Origin of the sequence: Acidovorax sp. Root217 (assembly GCF_001428645.1) — a bacterium.
GTDB lineage: Bacteria > Pseudomonadota > Gammaproteobacteria > Burkholderiales > Burkholderiaceae_C > Acidovorax.
In genome coordinates this window covers 162,288-177,902 of the sequence record NZ_LMIH01000012.1, presented here as the reverse complement: position 1 = coordinate 177,902, position 15,615 = coordinate 162,288, and the positions used below count along the sequence as shown (strand labels likewise).

Below are 15,615 nucleotides of genomic sequence, written 5' to 3'. Positions count from 1 at the left end.
AACGTCTGCGACTGCCCCTTGGCTGACAGCCGCTGCTGCCATCCGAGTGGAGCACAATGTTCCCCCATATTCTCGTTGTCCTCCCCCGCACAGCCCCGAAAGGCCGGAACCCCCTACCCGCTGCAATCCATGGCGAAATTCAACGACATCCAACTGCTTCGCATCAACTACCTGCGTGGACCCAATATCTGGACCTACCGGCCCGTGCTGGAGGTCTGGCTGGACCTGGACGTGCTGGAAGACCACCCCTCCCACACCCTGCCCGGCCTGAACGACCGCCTGACGGCCTGGCTGCCGGCCCTCATCGAGCACCACTGCGGCGTGGGCGAGCGCGGCGGCTTCCTGCAGCGCCTGCAGGAAGGCACCTGGTGCGGCCACGTGCTGGAACACATCGTGATCGAGCTGCTCAACCTGGCCGGCATGCCCACGGGCTTTGGCCAGACGCGCAGCACCTCGCAGCGCGGCGTGTACCGCATGGTGTTCCGGGCGCGTGACGAGCAGGTGGCGCGCATCGCGCTGGCCCAGGGCCACCGGCTGCTGATGTCGGCCATCAACGACGAGCCCTTCGACGTGGCCGCCGCCGTGGCGCGCGTGCGCACCGAGGTGGACGACCAGTACCTGGGCCCCAGCACGGCCTGCATCGTTACGGCCGCCACCGACCGCAGCATCCCTCACATCCGCCTGAACGACGGCAACCTGGTGCAGCTGGGCTACGGCGCCAGCCAGCGCCGCATCTGGACGGCGGAGACCGAATTCACCAGCGCCATCGCCGAAGGCATCGCCAGCGACAAGGACCTGACCAAGGGCCTGCTCAAGGCCTGCGGCGTGCCCATCCCCGATGGCCAGGTGGTCAACAGCCCCGCAGAAGCCTGGGAAGCGGCGCAGGACATCGGCCTGCCCGTCGTGGTCAAGCCCTCGGACGGCAACCATGGCCGCGGCGTGACGCTGGACCTGAGCAAGCAGGCAGACATCGAGGCGGCCTACCACGTGGCCTACCCCGAGGGCAGCGACGTGATGGTCGAAAGCTTCATCCCCGGCGACGAGCACCGCCTGCTGGTGGTGGGCGGCAAGGTGGTGGCCGCCGCGCGCGGCGAGGTGGTCAGCATCACCGGCAACGGCCGCTCCACGGTCAAGGAGCTGATCGACAGCCAGCTCAACTCCGACCCGCGCCGCGGCTACGAGGAGGAGTACCCGCTCGAGATCATCGACCTGGCCACCGACACCAAGGTGCAGCTGGAACTCAAGCGCCAGGACCTGGATGCGGGCTCCGTGCCTGCCGCGGGCCGGACCATCGTGGTGCAACGCAATGGCAACGTGGCCGTGGACTGCACCGACGACGTGCACCCCGAGGTCGCCTACATCGCCCAGCTCGCCGCCAAGGTGGTGGGCCTGGATATCGCGGGCATCGACATGGTGGCGCTCGACATCTCCAAGCCGCTGCACGCGCAGGGTGGCGCCATCGTCGAAGTCAACGCCGGCCCCGGCCTGCTGATGCATCTCAAACCCGCCGTGGGCGCCCCCCGCCCCGTGGGCCAGGCCATCGTCGAGCACCTGTTCCCGGCCGAGGACCATGCCGAAGGAACGGCCGGCCGCATCCCCGTGGTGGGCGTGGCCGGTACGCGCAACACCGCCACCATCGCCCGCCTCGTGGCCTGGCTGCTGCACCTGGGCGGCCGCCACACCGGCGTGGCCTGCCGCGACGGCCTGTTCCTGGACCGCCGCCACGTGGACACCACCGACAGCGCCCACTGGGAGGCCGCCCACCGCCTGCTGATGAACCAGATGGTGCAGGCTGCCGTGATCGAGAACGACGCGCGCACCATCCTGCGCGACGGCCTGGCCTACGACCGCTGCAAGGTGGGCGTGGTCACCGACATGGACGGCGTGGCCACCCTGGCCGAGTTCGACGTGCACGAGCAGGACCAGATGACCAAGGTGCTGCGCACCCAGGTGGACGTGGTGCTCGCCGACGGCGCCGCCGTGCTCAACGCCGCAGAAGAACAGGTGGTGGACCTGGCCCGCCTGTGCGACGGCGACGTGGTGCTGTACGCGCAGGACCCTGCCCTGCCCGCCATTGTCGAACACCGCGCCAAGGACAACGGCCGTGCCGTGCTGGTGAAGAACGGCCGCGTGGTGCTGGCCACCGGCAGCGCCGAGCATGTGCTGGGCACCCTGGCCGAGCTGACCTTCGGCCGCAACGGCGTAGTGCCCGATACCGAAGCCCTGCTGGCTGCCGTGGGCGCCGCCTGGGCCCTGGACATCGCGCCCGACCTGATCGGCGCCGGCATCAAGACCTTCGAGCCAGACCTGCCGCCGCCACCCGGTCTGCGCAGCTGACTTCACCACCGAACACCGCGATGACACCGGGGCCCGCCCGCCCCGACGGACACTGAGAAAGAGAATTTCCATGGATGTATCCCGCACCCGGGCCCTGCGTGGCCCCAACCTCTGGAGCCGCCATATGGCCATCGAGGCCGTGGTGGCCTGCGACGAGAGCGAGCGCGCCATCCGCCGGATGGACGGGTTCGAAGCGCGACTGCGCGCCCTCTTCCCCGCCATCGGTGCATTGCACCCCGAGGGCGGCGATGGCGACATCTCGTTGGCCCACGTGCTGCAGATCGCGGCGCTGGCCCTGCAGGCCCAGGCTGGCTGCCCCGTGACCTTTGCGCGCACCACGGCCACCACCGATGCCGGTGTCTACCAGGTAGTGGTGGAGTACAGCGAGGAGGCCGTGGGCCGCCAGGCCTTCGAGGACGCGCAGCAACTGATCCAGGCCGCGCTGGGCCAGGGCACGTTCGATGCCGACAAGACCGTGGCCGCCCTGCGCGAGCTCGACGAGGACGAGCGCCTGGGCCCGAGCACGGGATCCATCGTGGACGCAGCCGTCGCACGCGGCATTCCCTACCGACGCCTCACACGCGGCAGCCTGGTGCAATTCGGCTGGGGTTCCAAGCAGCGCCGCATCCAGGCCGCCGAGATCGACTCCACCAGCGCCGTGGCCGAATCCATCGGCCAGGACAAGGACCTGACCAAGCGCCTGCTGCATGCTGCCGGCGTGCCCGTGCCCCTGGGCAAGCCCGTCGAAAGCCTGGACGAGGCCTGGGAAGTGGCCCAGAAGGTGGGCCTGCCCGTGGTGGTCAAGCCGCAGGACGGCAACCAGGGCAAGGGTGTGACGGTGAACATCACCGACCGTGCCCAGCTCGATGCGGCCTACCGCAACGCGGCCGAGTACGGCACGGTGATGGTCGAGCGCTTTCTGCCGGGCCACGACTTTCGCCTGCTGGTGGTGGGCGACCAGCTCGTCGCTGCCGCGCGCCGCGAGCCGCCCCAGGTACTGGGCGATGGCCAGCACACCGTGCGTGAGCTGGTCGAGCAGGTCAACCTCGACCCGCGCCGTGGCGAAGGCCATGCCACCTCGCTGACCAAGATCCGCCTGGACGAGATCGCCGTGGCGCGCCTGGCGGCCCAGGACCTGACGCCCGAGTCCGTGCCGCCCAAGGGCCAGCGCGTGATCCTGCGCAACAACGCAAACCTGTCCACCGGCGGCACCGCCACCGACGTGACCGACGACGTGCACCCCGAGGTGGCGGCGCGCGCGATTGCCGCCGCCCAGATGGTCGGCCTGCACATCTGCGGCGTGGACATGGTCGCCGAGACCGTGCTGCGCCCGCTGGAAGAGCAAGGCGGCGGCTTCGTGGAAGTGAACGCCGCGCCCGGCCTGCGCATGCACCTGGCCCCCTCGTACGGCAAGCCGCGCAACGTGGGCCAGGCCATGGTGGACCGCCTGTACGCCCATGGCGACGACGGCCGCATCCCGACGGTGGCCGTCACCGGCACCAACGGCAAGACCACCACGGCGCGCCTGATCGCCCACCTGTTCACGGCGCAGGGCCTGCGCGTGGGCATGACCAACACCGACGGCGTGTACGTCAACGGCCGCCAGATCGACAGCGGCGACTGCAGCGGCCCCAAGAGCGCGCGCAACGTGCTGCTGCACCCCGAGGTGGATGCGGCCGTGTTCGAGACTGCGCGCGGTGGCATCCTGCGCGAAGGCCTGGGCTTCGACCGCTGCCAGGTGGCCGTGGTTACCAACATCGGCGCGGGCGACCACCTGGGGCTGAACTACATCACCACGGTGGAAGACCTGGCCGTGCTCAAGCGCGTGATCGTGCAGAACGTGGCCACCGACGGCTATGGCGTGCTCAATGCCGCCGACCCCATCGTGGCGGCCATGGCGCCGGCCTGCCCGGGCAAGATCATCTTCTTTGCGGCCGACCGCCACCACCCCGTGATGGCCACGCACCGCGCCCAGGGCAACCGCACCGTGTACGTGGACGGGGACTCCATCGTCGCCTCCGAAGGCTCGTGGCGCGAGACCATCCACCTGCGCGACGTGCCCATCACGCGCAACGGCCGCATCGGCTTCCAGGTCGAGAACGTCATGGCCTCGGTGGCCGCCGCCTGGGGCGCGGGCCTGCCGTGGCAGACCATCCGCCGCGGCCTGTCAGGCTTCGTCAACGACAGCGACAACGCGCCGGGCCGCTTCAACATCATGGACCACAACGGCGCCACGGTGATCGCCGACTACGGCCACAACCCCGACGCCATGCGCGCCCTGGTGGCCGCCGTGGACGCCCTGCCCGGCAAGCGCCGCAGCGTGGTCATCAGCGGTGCCGGCGACCGGCGCGACGAGGACATCCGCGAGCAGACCGTGATCCTGGGCGCCGCCTTCGATGACGTGATCCTGTACCAGGACGCGGCCCAGCGCGGCCGGGGCGATGGCGAAGTGATGGCCCTGTTGCGCGAGGGCCTGGCCGGCGCGGCACGCACCACGCATGTGGAAGAGATCCGCGGCGAGTTCATCGCCATCGACACGGCCCTTTCGCGCCTGCAGCCCGGCGATCTGTGCCTGGTGCTGGTCGACCAGGTCGAAGAAGCCCTGGCCCACCTGGCCAAGCGCTGCGCCGACGCAGGGGCCGCGGCATGATGCGCACGACCCTGCGCATGGCGGCCCTGGCCACCCTCACGCTGCTGGCAGGCGCCGCCATGGCGGCGCCCGACAAGATCGGCACAGTGGACACGGCCTTCAAGCTGCTGGGCCGCGACCACGACATCATCGTCGAGGCCTACGACGACCCGGCCGTGGCGGGCGTGACCTGCTACGTTTCGCGCGCCCGCACGGGCGGCATCAAGGGATCGCTGGGCCTGGCCGAGGACCGCTCGGAAGCCTCGATCGCCTGCCGCCAGACAGGGCCGGTGAGCTTCCCCGCGCCGTTGCGCAAGCAGGAAGAGGTGTTCAGCGAGCGCCTGTCCATCCTGTTCAAGCGCCTGCGCGTGGTGCGCATGGTGGACCCGGCGCGCAACACGCTGGTCTACCTGACCTACTCAGAAAAGCTGGTCGACGGCTCGCCGCAGAACAGCGTGACGGCCGTGCCGGTGGACCGGGCGACGCCCATTCCATTGAAGTAAATAAACAAAGGGCGCCGCGGCGCCCTTTGTTATGCCTTGCCAGAAGCTATTTGCCGCAGGGCCTGCTCGAACACCTCGGGCGGCTGGCCGCCCGAGATCAGGTGGCGGTCGTTGATGATGATGGCCGGCACCGAGTGGATGCCCTGCTGCAGGTAGAACTGCTCGCGCTCGCGCACCTCGTCGGCAAACCGGTCCGACGCCAGGATGGCACGGGCCTCGGCTTCGTCCAGGCCCACCCCGGCGGCCACGCGGGCCAGCACTTCATGGTCGCCCGGGCTCTGGCCATCGGTGAAGTAGGCCTTGAACAAAGCCTCTTTCAGGGCGGGCTGCTTGTCGCCCTCTTCCTCGGCCCAGTGCAGCAGGCGGTGGGCGTCGAAGGTGTTGTAGATGCGGCTGCGCTGCGCCATGTTGAAGGTGAAGCCCAGCGCTGCACCGCGCGCGGCGATGGCGTCGCGGTTCTTCTGGCTCTGTTCGGGCGTGGCGCCGTACTTCTCGTGCAGGTGCTCGGCGATATCCTGGCCCTCGGGCGCCATCTGGGGGTTGAGCTCGAAGGGCTGAAAGTGCAGGTCGAGCGCGACTTCGCCTTTCAGGCGCTCGGCCGCCTGCTCCAGCGACTTGAGGCCGATGATGCACCAGGGGCAGGAAACGTCGGAGACGAAATCGATCTTGAGGGCTGTGGTCATGCGGTCACCGGGAGGTCAAATGGGATGCCCAACATGCTATGACGATTGGCGCGCCCTTGCAGCGGTACGGCCATTGGCGGCCCCGCAGCCTTCGCAAGCCCCCACCGCAGTGATGGAAAAGCCCGCGTTTGCCACACTGCACACCTGTCCTGCCACCTCCGGGCTCCCTCGGGAGCCCCCGCCACCATGCAACTCGACCAGCAGCAATCCATTCTCACCCTCGCCCTGTTCGCCGCCTTCGCCGATGGCCACAAGGGCGACAGCGAGCGCGAGGAGATCCGGCGCATCGCCCAATCGCTGGCGCAGGACGCGCCGGCCATCGACCTGCCGCGCCTGTACCAGGACGTGCTGCTGCAACGCACCAGTGCCGAGGCCGCCGCCACGGCGCTGACCGAGCCGGGGCTGCGCCAGCTGGCCTACGAGATGGCGGTCTGCGTCTGCGACGTGGACGGGCGCCAGACCGAGACCGAGCGCGCCTTCCTGGCGCAGCTCAAGGGCTGGCTGCAACTGGGCGAGGGCGACACCGCCGCCTTCGAGCAGCAGGCCGATGCCCTGGTGGAAGTGGCCGAGCGCGCAGCACCCATCGCGCGCGGCATGGCACCGATGGCTGCAGGCGCGGCGGCCGCAGCGGCTGCGGCCCTGCCGGTGCGCAACGTGGCGGAAGTCTCTGGCGCCGAACTGGACAAGAGCATCCTGAACTACGCGTTGGTGTGCGGCGCGCTGGAGCTGCTGCCGCAGTCCTGGGCGTCGATGGCCATCATCCCCATGCAGGTGAAGATGGTCTACGCCGTCGGCAAGGCCCATGGCGTGGAGCTGGACCAAGGCCACATCAAGGACTTCATCGCCGCGGCCGGCGTGGGCATGGCCTCGCAGTACATTGAGCAGTTCGGCCGCAAGCTGCTCGGCGGCCTGCTGGGCAAGGTGGCGGGCCGCACCATTGGCGGCATCGGCCAGGCGGCCACGGGCATGGCCTTTTCGTTCGCCACCACCTATGCCCTGGGCCGGGTGGCCAAACGCTACTACGCGGGCGGCCGGGTGATGAGCACGGCCGTGCTGCGCGAGAGCTTCCAGAGCATGCTGGGCCCGGCCAAGGACCTGCAGGCCCAGTACCTGCCGCAGATCCGCGAAAAGGCAGCGACCCTGGACGCCGCCAAGGTCATGTCCATGGTGCGCGGAGGCGTCTGATCGGCACCCGTAGGGTGATTCCGGTAGCCACTTCCCCCTTTTGCGCAGCCTGCAGCCCGTGCCAGAATCGGGCATGCCCCTGACACTGGACCCTGCCAACGCCATCGCACCCATGTCGCTGGACTCTCCATCGGACAACGCCATGACCGCGCTGTACCGGGTGGCCCTGGGCCCGGTGAATGCCGAGCACTACCTGCCGGTCTTTGCGCGCTTCGACGATGCAGGGCGCACCACCACGACCTGGAACTGGCCGGCCGCATTGTTCACGCTGAGCTGGCTGGTGTTTCGCCAGCTCTGGGGCGCGGCCCTGGTCTATGTGGCCGCGGCCGAGGGCCTGGCGCTGCTGGTGTTCGGACTGGGCCGGCAGTTCCTCAACTGGCCCCAGCCGGTCGAGTGGGGCATCCTGGCCGCCATCGCGCTGTTCAGCTGCGCGCTGCCAGGCCTGTTCGCCAACGCCGTGCTGCACACCGAGATCCGCAAGCGCATAGCCCGTGCCCTCTCAGTCTCGCGCACGGTGCCGGAGGCCGCCGCCTTGCTGGAGCGGCAGGCCAGCTCGCGCCAACGGCTGAGCGGGGTGATCATTGCGCACGTGGTCCTGGTGGCCACGGCCGTGCTGGCCTACATGCTTTTCCCTCCCGGTACAGCGCCGGAACAGGGCAGCACCGCGGCCGCGAATACCTCGCCCCCTGCAGCCCCGGCATCCAACCCAACGTCCGGGCTGGCGGCCGTGTCGGTAGCGCGTGCGGCATCCACCGCAGCCTCTGCGGTGGCATCGGATACGGTATCGCCCCCAAGCGCTGCAGCGCCCACCTCGGCAGAGGAAACCACCGCCCCAGCGGCCGTGGTGACGGCCCCCGCCGCCGCAACGCCCCCTTCCGCCCCGCGCGTTGCGGCCGCCCCTCCCACGCCGGCCCCGACGAAGACACCGGCACCGGTGTCGACAGCCAGCCCGGCCAGCAGCACTGCCAAGGCTCCGACGGCGTCCGCATCGCCAGCACCGGCGGCTTCGAAGGCGGCCACACCTGCTGCGGCGCCTTTGCCCCCCAAGGCCATAGCCCCTGCGGCCACGGCCAGCAAGCCCGCGCCGGCAGTGGCCGCTTCGGCCGCCAAGGCCCGCGCCAGCGCCCCGGCGGCACCCGCGCCGCAGGCTGCTCCTGCGGCAGCAACGGCTGCCAGCAAGGCCTCCAGACCGGTACCGGCAGCGAAGGCCAGGCCGGCAGCAGCAGCATCGGAGCCAGCCTCGGCCGCCAGTGGCGCAGAGCCGCCCCTGGTGGGCAGTGCGCCGGGCTTTTACATCAACGTGGGCCTGTTCGCCGAAGAGGCCAATGCGCGCAAGACGCAGTCCCGCCTGCTCAACGAAGGCCTGCCGGCCTTTCGCCAGCCGCTGGAAAGCGCCAAAGGCTCTCGCATCCGCGTGCGCGTGGGGCCCTTCGACACCAAGGCCGAGGCCGACGCAGCGGCGCAGAACATCCGGGGCATGGGCCTGGACGCCGTGGTGTTCAAGAAGTAATACGGATTTGCCTTCAACCGTATAACGTCGTTGGTTCGCCTTGCCGTGCTGCAGCACTGTCTGCGGCTCCCGCCTAGTTCTACGATCAAATGCAAATCCGTATAAGACCCTCAGGCCCAGCGGACGGGGCAAGGACAACCGGGCGTGGCCCCGCGTCCTACGCGCAAGCCTTGAGGCAGCCGACATCCAGGAATGGTTTCGGCACGTACTCTGCAGTATCGACCCGTGTCTTCTGCAAAGTCTCTTTATGCCCATCCCTTCGCCGACCACTGCGCACCAGTCCCCCTGTCACGGCCTGCGGCCCCGCTGGTGGACCCTTGCCGCCGTGGCGGCGGGCGCCCTGCTGCTCACGGGCTGCGCGCCCTGGCGCCTGATGACGGCGTCGGACCTGGCCAAGGCATCGCGTTCCTACACCGCCCAGCCGTCCCAGCCCGAGCGGCGCATCCTGGTGGTCGGCGACAGCACGGCGGTGGGGACTGGTGCGGCCCGCCCCGAGGACAGCCTGGCGGGGCGCATCGGCGCGGCGCACCCGCGCTGGCAGATCGACAACCTGGCCGCCAACGGCGCCAAGTTCGAGGATGTGCAGGCGCAACTGGAGCGTGCCAGTACGGGCTACGATCTGGTGCTGGTGCTGGCCGGTGGCAACGACGTGATCCGGCTGACTTCGGAGCAGGAGCTGCATGCCCACATGGAGCAGGTGATCCGCACCGCGAAGGCGCGCGGCAAGCAGGTGGTGCTGATGCCTTGCGGCAATGTGGGCCACGCGCCCCTCTTCATACCGCCGGTCTCGTGGTTCATGGACAGCCGCTCCAAGCGCCTGCATGCCACCGCGCAGGCGGTGGCGCTGGAAAGCGGTGTGCGCTACATCCGCCTGCTCAAGCCGCGCGCTCAGGACCCCTTCGTGCAGCGCGCCGACGAACTCAATGCCGCCGACGGCCTGCACCCGAGCAGCGCGGGCTACCAGCAGTGGTACGAGGAACTGGTGCGGCAGGAAGGCTTGGCCAGCTTGACAGGCACGTAGGCCTCAATAGGTCTCCAGATGCAGGCGCCCTTCGCGCGCCAGGGTGGCTGCCAGGGCCTCCCAGTCCAGACCCGCGTCAGCCGCCACGTCGCGCAGGGCCAGCACCACGCCCTCTTCCATGCTCTTCAAGCCGCAGACGTAGAAGTGGCTGTTGCCGTCCTTGAGCAGTTCTGCCAGGTCGGCAGCGCGCTCGCGCATCAGGTCCTGCACATAGCGCCGGGGCTGGCCCGGGGTGCGCGAGAAGGCCAAATTGATGTCGATGAAGTCCTTGGGCAGGCTTTGCAGCGGGCCGAAGTACGGCAGCTCCTGCTGCGTGCGTGCGCCGAAGAACAGCATCAGCTTGCCGCCCTCGAACTTGCCGCTCTTGCGCAGGCGGCGGCGCCACTCGGTCATGGCGCGCATGGGGGCGCTGCCGGTGCCGGTACAGATCATAACCACGTGCGACTTAGGGTGGTTGGGCATCAGGAAGGAATGGCCGAACGGGCCCACCACCTCCACCTTGTCGCCCACCTGGAGATCGCAGACGTAGTTCGAGGCCACGCCGCGCACGGGGGTGCCGTCGTGGTCGGAGGTGACGCGCTTCACGGTCAGCGCCAGGTTGTTGTAGCCCGGCCGCTCGCCATTGCGCGCGCTGGCAATCGAGTACTGGCGCGCATGGTGGCGCTTGCCCAGGGCATCGGTGCCGGGCGGCACGATGCCGATGGACTGCCCCTCCAGCACCGGAAAGGGCAGGCTGCCGAAGTCCAGCACCACATGGTGCGTTTCGCTCTCGAAGCCCGCCTCGGTGCAGTTGAAGTTGCCGACCACGGTGGCCGTGGTCGGCGCCTTGGGCGGGTAGAGGTTGGTGTAGGCATGCGCGGCCGACCACGGCGGCACCGTGGCGCCACGGTGCAAGGGCGGCTGGGGCTGCACGCCAGGCTCGGCCGTGGCCAGCGCGGCCTGGGTGTCTGCCGCGATGGGAGCATCCGCCGCTTCGGCATCGACTCCGGCGGCCGCCAGTTCATCAGGCGTGAGCTCGGCGGGCAGCGACTCCCAGGTCAGCTGCTCCTCGATCGAATAGGCGCGCACCAACGGCATGGTGCGCCAGTTGTCGATGGAACCCGTGGGGCACGGCGATATGCAGGCCATGCAGCCATTGCAGATGTCGGCACGCACGACGTAGTTGTTGTCATCGTGCGTGATCGCGTTGACGGGGCAGGTGGCCTCGCAGGTATTGCAGCGGATGCAGATTTCCGGGTCGATCAAATGCTGCTTGATGACCCCGGCTTCAACGGCCATGTCCATATTGGTTCTCCTTTGTCACCCCCAACCAGGGGGTTGGGATGGGGCGTGCGGTCTTCGTGGGGCCTGCCCTCATCCCTGCCCTCGTTCATACGCCGAGGGCGCTTCTTTGTCCATCAGCCGAAACGCACGTACTCGAAATCGACCGGCTGGCGGTTGATGCCCATCACCGGGGGCGCGATCCAGCCGGCGAACTGGCCTGGCTCGACCACGCGGCCCATCAGCGAGGCGACGAAGGCGAAGTCTTCGGGGCTGGGCAGCCATTCGTCCTTCTTGGCGGCCCATTCCATCTCGTTGACCACGCGGCCTTCGGGCGACATCTTGATGCCCGCGAGCGCACCGATCTGGCGGTTGAAGGCCTTGTGCGGCACCACCAGGCGGGTGGGGATGCCGGCCTTTTCCAGCACCTTGTTCCAGCGGCCCACGCCGGCGACCGAGTCCTTGATGAAGTCGTCGCGCAGCACCTCGTTCAAGGCATTGAGCATGGGCACGTCCTTCTCGACGAGCTGGCCGTCCTTGACCTCCAGCACCTTGTAGGTCTGGCCCTTGAGCACGTGGTCATCGGTGCGTTTGCCTTCCTCGTAGCGGCCCTTGAGGCCCGAGCTGTAGAAGATGGCGGCGTTGCTCGACTGGTCGGCACCGAACAGGTCGATAGTGACGCTGTAGTGGAAGTTCAGGTAGCGCTGCACCGTGCCCAGGTCAATGGCACCGGCGGCGCGCACCTTCTGCGGGTCGTCGGTCTTGAGCTCGTTCATCACCTGGGCGGTGCGGGACAGCACGCGCGAGACACCGCTCTCGCCCACGAACATGTGGTGCGCCTCTTCGGTCAGCATGAACTTGGTGGTGCGTGCCAGCGGATCGAAGGCACTTTCGGCCAGGGCCGAGAGCTGGAACTTGCCGTCGCGGTCCGTGAAGTAGGTGAACATGAAGAACGCCAGCCAATCCGGCGTGGCCTCGTTGAAGGCCCCCAGGATGCGCGGGTTGTTCTCATCGCCCGAGGTGCGCTGCAGCAGGGCGTCGGCCTCTTCGCGGCCATCGCGGCCGAAGTGCTTGTGCAGCAGGTAGACCATGGCCCAGAGGTGGCGGCCCTCTTCCACGTTGATCTGGAACAGGTTGCGCAGGTCGTACATGCTGGGCGCCGTGAGACCCAGGTGGCGCTGCTGCTCGACCGAGGCCGGCTCGGTGTCGCCCTGCGTGACGATGATGCGGCGCAGGTTGGCGCGGTGCTCGCCAGGCACGTCCTGCCAGGCCTTCTCGCCCTTGTGGTCACCGAAGTGGATCTCGCGGTTGGCGTCGCCCGGGTTCAAAAAGATGCCCCAGCGGTAATCGCGCATCTTCACGTGGCCGAACTGGGCCCAGCCCTGCGGGTCCACGCTCACGGCGGTGCGCAGGTAGACCTCGTGGTTGGTCGAGCCATCGGGCCCCACGTCGTCCCACCAGTTGATGAAGTTGGGCTGCCAGCCTTCGAGCGCACGCTGCAGGGTGCGGTCTTCGCCGAGGTTGACGTTGTTGGGGATCTTCTCGCTGTAGTTGATCGTGCTCATCGTTGCTCCTTGGATGGTTCGGACTGCGGTTCAGACGCGGTTGAGATCAAAGCCGGCCTTCTCGCCGGTGCCGTAGACCTTGAGCGCACCCTTGTCGCCCACGGCGTTGGGGCGGTTGAAGATCCAGTTCTGCCAGGCGGTGAGCCGACCGAAGATGCGCGTGGCCATGTTCTCCTTGCTGGCAAAGCGCAGGTTGGCCTCCAGGCCGGTCAGGGCGTCGGGCGACATGGCGGCGCGCTCCTCGATGGCCATGCGCAGCTCGTCGTCCCAGTCGATGTCGTCGGGCGCGGCGGTGACCAGGCCCAGGGCCAAGGCTTCGTCGGCGTCGAGCGGCTTGCCGGCCGCGGCGCGCGCGGCGTCCAGCGGTGCGGCCTCTTCATAGAAGCGCCGCTGCAGCCGGCTCTGGTCGTTGACCATAGGGAAGAAGCCGAAGTTGAATTCGTTGAGCGTGAGCCGGGGTGCCCGGTCGGCATCGTCGGGCAAGGCGAGCATGTAGCTGCGGTCGGCGGCAAAGGCCAGCTCGGCCAGGGTGCCGGCGAAGCAGGAGCCCTCCTGCACCACCGCGAACAGGGTGCGCGAGGACACGTCCAGGCGCGCCAGCGCGCGGCGCAGCGCACCGATGGTCTCGCGCACCAGCCAGTGGTCCTTGTGGGCCAGCATCACCGCGTCGGAGGCGAGCACGGCCTTGGCATCGCCCTCGGTCTTGAGCAGCCAGGTACCGATATCGAGTTCGTTGGTGCGCAGGTTGAGGATGGCGTCGTCGAGCTCGCGCGCCAGGGCCAGCGGCCACCAGGCCGTGCCGGCCGCCTCGATGGCGGCGATGTCGGCAGGCTGCGCGCCGGCGGGCGCCTTCACGGTGAGCGTGGCGGTGCGCCTGGCGCGGTCGATCTGCACCTGTACATGCGAGTAGCCCAGGCTGTCCGCACCGTCCTCGCGTTCCAGCCGGGTCAGGGCCACGCCCTTGGCACCGGCCGGGCGGTCGCTGCCCGCAGCGAGCTGCTCCGCACGGTCCTGCACGGCCGCAGCGAACTGGGCGGGCTTGGCCACGGCATCCACCAGGCGCCATTCCACCGCACGCTGGCCGCGCACGCCTTCCACACTGGTGCAGAAGATGTCGGCCAGATCGTGGCGCACATGGCGCTTGTCGGTGACGCGGGTCAGGCCACCGGTGCCGGGCAGCACGCCCAAGAGCGGCACCTCGGGCAGGGAGACGGCGGACGAGCGGTCGTCCACCAGCAGGATCTCATCGCAGGCCAGGGCCAGCTCGTAGCCGCCGCCGGCACAGGCGCCGTTGACGGCGGCCAGGAATTTCAGGCCCGAGTGCTTCGACGAATCTTCCAGGCCATTGCGCGTCTCGTTGGTGAACTTGCAGAAGTTCACCTTCCAGGCGTGGCTGGAGACGCCCAGCATGAAGATGTTGGCGCCCGAACAGAAGATGCGGTCCTTGCCGCTGGTGACGACCACGGTGCGCACTTCGGGGTGCTCGAAGCGCACGCGGTTGACCGCATCGTTGAGCTCGATGTCCACACCCAAGTCATAGCTGTTGAGCTTGAGCTTGTAGCCGGGGCGGATACCACCGTCCTCGGCGATGTTGAGCGACAGGCGCGCAACAGCGCCCTCGACGCTGAGCGACCAGTGACGGTACTGGCCGGGTTCGGTGCGGTAGTCGACGCGCGCCGGGGCGCTGGTGGTGGTGGCGGTCATGGCATGTCTCCTGTGGGGCCGGTAGCGGCTGCAAACCTCGAAACAAGAAAAATAATGCAGCTTTTGATTTCGATGACATGCATCATGCTGCATGTTTACAGACGCGTCAATGCCTGGAGTGCTCTTTTTCGTTGCGAAAGGTGTGGCGGCTAAGGCCCGCCGGTGGAGGGAGCGCCGCTCAGGAGGCGCTCATGGACTGTCTGGCCACCGAGCGCAGTCCTTGGAAGGCCTGGGCCAGGCTCTTGCCGCTGGTGTCCACCGAGAGGTCGGCCTTGGAATAGAAGGCCGCGCGCCCGCTCAGGATGCGGCGCAGGTCGTCCATGGCCTCCTTGCTGGCGGCCATGGGGCGGGTGTCGCCCTGCGCGGCCACACGGCCCATGTGCTCTTCGGGCGCGGCCTGCAGCCACACCGTGGTGCAGTGCGCCAGCAGCTCGTTGAAGGTGGCCGGGTCGGAGACGATGCCGCCCGGGGTGGCGATGACCACCTCGCTGTAGATCTGGATGGTTTCCTCGAGCGCGCGGCGCTCGTAGCGGCGGTAGGCGTTGGTGCCGTAGAGGTCGTGGATCTCGCGCACGCTGCAGCCTGCCAGCTTCTCGATCTCGCGGCTCAGCTCCACGAAGGGCAGCTCCAGGTCGTCCGCCAGCATCTGGCCCAGCGTGGACTTGCCCGCGCCGCGCAGCCCCACCAGGGCAATGCGGCTGTGCCGGGCCGGGTCGACCGAGGCCGTACCCAGCAGTTCGCCCAGCGCCAGGCGCACGCGGCGCAGGTCGGCCTCGCTGCGGTTTTCCAGCAGCTCGCGGATCAGCAGCCACTCGGGCGAGCTGGTCGTGACATCGCCCACCAGCTCGGCCAGCGAGCAGTGCAGTGCACCCGCCACCTGCTGCAGCACCAGGATGGAGGCATTGCCCGTGCCGTACTCCAAGTTGGCCAGGTGGCGCTCGGACACATCGGCCGCAATCGCCACGGCCTTGCGCGTGAGCCCGCGCTGCGCGCGCAGGTTGCGCACGCGCTCGCCCAGCGCCGTCAGCAGCGGGTTGCGGGCCTCGCCGCCAGGCGCCGCAGCGCCGTTGCCGTCGATGGGCGCAGTGGCCAGCACTGCGTCGTCTTGCTCATTCATGCGCGTCCTTGTTCACACCACCCGATTGTCTGCGGTCGGCAGCCCCAATAAATATGCACTATAGTGCTTGACTAAGATCATTCACAGGTTTATCGTCCAGA

General features: G+C 68.7%; 11 protein-coding genes. 6 read left to right on the top strand and 5 right to left on the bottom strand.

The window, feature by feature from the left end; translation table 11 throughout:
• Window positions 1-129 precede the first annotated feature (129 nt).
• From cphA (ASE31_RS10960) to ASE31_RS10950, 3 genes are all read left to right on the top strand, one after another.
• Window positions 130-2,337 (top strand): cyanophycin synthetase, encoded by a 2,208-nt coding sequence (cphA, locus tag ASE31_RS10960; protein WP_057201682.1) that lies wholly within the window; start codon window positions 130-132, stop codon window positions 2,335-2,337.
• A 70-nt stretch (window positions 2,338-2,407) separates the two neighbouring features.
• Window positions 2,408-4,987 (top strand): cyanophycin synthetase, encoded by a 2,580-nt coding sequence (gene cphA, locus ASE31_RS10955; RefSeq protein ID WP_057201681.1) that lies wholly within the window; start codon window positions 2,408-2,410, stop codon window positions 4,985-4,987.
• Window positions 4,987-5,469, top strand: coding sequence for a CreA family protein (locus tag ASE31_RS10950; RefSeq protein ID WP_057202460.1), 483 nt, complete (start codon window positions 4,987-4,989; stop codon window positions 5,467-5,469). Before cphA (ASE31_RS10955) ends, ASE31_RS10950 begins: the two co-directional genes overlap by 1 nt.
• Before the next feature lie 29 nt (window positions 5,470-5,498).
• Here ASE31_RS10950 and ASE31_RS10945 read toward each other — a convergent pair whose 3' ends face one another.
• Entirely contained in the window at window positions 5,499-6,152 is a 654-nt protein-coding gene (locus ASE31_RS10945; RefSeq protein ID WP_057201680.1) for a DsbA family oxidoreductase, read from the bottom strand.
• A 186-nt stretch (window positions 6,153-6,338) separates the two neighbouring features.
• On the opposite strand from ASE31_RS10945, the gene ASE31_RS10940 reads away from it, so the two are divergent.
• From ASE31_RS10940 to ASE31_RS10930, 3 genes are all read left to right on the top strand, one after another.
• Window positions 6,339-7,337: a YcjF family protein gene (locus ASE31_RS10940; RefSeq protein WP_057201679.1), complete on the top strand. Its 999-nt coding sequence runs from the start codon at window positions 6,339-6,341 to the stop codon at window positions 7,335-7,337.
• A gap of 73 nt (window positions 7,338-7,410) precedes the next feature.
• Window positions 7,411-8,847: an SPOR domain-containing protein gene (locus tag ASE31_RS10935; RefSeq protein WP_057202458.1), complete on the top strand. Its 1,437-nt coding sequence runs from the start codon at window positions 7,411-7,413 to the stop codon at window positions 8,845-8,847.
• Window positions 8,848-9,094: 247 nt separating this feature from the next.
• Window positions 9,095-9,868, top strand: coding sequence for an SGNH/GDSL hydrolase family protein (locus tag ASE31_RS10930; protein ID WP_057201678.1), 774 nt, complete (start codon window positions 9,095-9,097; stop codon window positions 9,866-9,868).
• A gap of 3 nt (window positions 9,869-9,871) precedes the next feature.
• Here ASE31_RS10930 and boxA read toward each other — a convergent pair whose 3' ends face one another.
• From boxA to ASE31_RS10910, 4 genes are all read right to left on the bottom strand, one after another.
• Window positions 9,872-11,152, bottom strand: coding sequence for a benzoyl-CoA 2,3-epoxidase subunit BoxA (gene boxA, locus ASE31_RS10925; protein WP_057201677.1), 1,281 nt, complete (start codon window positions 11,150-11,152; stop codon window positions 9,872-9,874).
• Between the two features lie 113 nt (window positions 11,153-11,265).
• Entirely contained in the window at window positions 11,266-12,693 is a 1,428-nt protein-coding gene (gene boxB / locus ASE31_RS10920; RefSeq protein WP_057201676.1) for a benzoyl-CoA 2,3-epoxidase subunit BoxB, read from the bottom strand.
• A gap of 30 nt (window positions 12,694-12,723) precedes the next feature.
• A complete protein-coding gene (gene boxC, locus ASE31_RS10915) occupies window positions 12,724-14,397 on the bottom strand; it encodes a 2,3-epoxybenzoyl-CoA dihydrolase (RefSeq protein WP_057201675.1) in 1,674 nt (557 codons plus the stop codon).
• Window positions 14,398-14,575: 178 nt separating this feature from the next.
• Complete coding sequence (locus ASE31_RS10910; protein ID WP_057201674.1) at window positions 14,576-15,514, bottom strand: helix-turn-helix transcriptional regulator; 939 nt, start codon at window positions 15,512-15,514, stop codon at window positions 14,576-14,578.
• Window positions 15,515-15,615: the final 101 nt, after the last annotated feature.

Coding starts and splice junctions, on each gene's coding strand:
- boxB (WP_057201676.1), bottom strand. CDS start 12,693: ATGAGCACGATCAACTACAGCGAGAAGATCCCCAACAACGTCAACCTC.
- ASE31_RS10930 (WP_057201678.1), top strand. CDS start 9,095: ATGCCCATCCCTTCGCCGACCACTGCGCACCAGTCCCCCTGTCACGGC.
- boxC (WP_057201675.1), bottom strand. CDS start 14,397: ATGACCGCCACCACCACCAGCGCCCCGGCGCGCGTCGACTACCGCACC.
- cphA (WP_057201681.1), top strand. CDS start 2,408: ATGGATGTATCCCGCACCCGGGCCCTGCGTGGCCCCAACCTCTGGAGC.
- ASE31_RS10940 (WP_057201679.1), top strand. CDS start 6,339: ATGCAACTCGACCAGCAGCAATCCATTCTCACCCTCGCCCTGTTCGCC.
- cphA (WP_057201682.1), top strand. CDS start 130: ATGGCGAAATTCAACGACATCCAACTGCTTCGCATCAACTACCTGCGT.
- ASE31_RS10945 (WP_057201680.1), bottom strand. CDS start 6,152: ATGACCACAGCCCTCAAGATCGATTTCGTCTCCGACGTTTCCTGCCCC.
- ASE31_RS10935 (WP_057202458.1), top strand. CDS start 7,411: ATGCCCCTGACACTGGACCCTGCCAACGCCATCGCACCCATGTCGCTG.
- ASE31_RS10910 (WP_057201674.1), bottom strand. CDS start 15,514: ATGAATGAGCAAGACGACGCAGTGCTGGCCACTGCGCCCATCGACGGC.
- ASE31_RS10950 (WP_057202460.1), top strand. CDS start 4,987: ATGCGCACGACCCTGCGCATGGCGGCCCTGGCCACCCTCACGCTGCTG.
- boxA (WP_057201677.1), bottom strand. CDS start 11,152: ATGGACATGGCCGTTGAAGCCGGGGTCATCAAGCAGCATTTGATCGAC.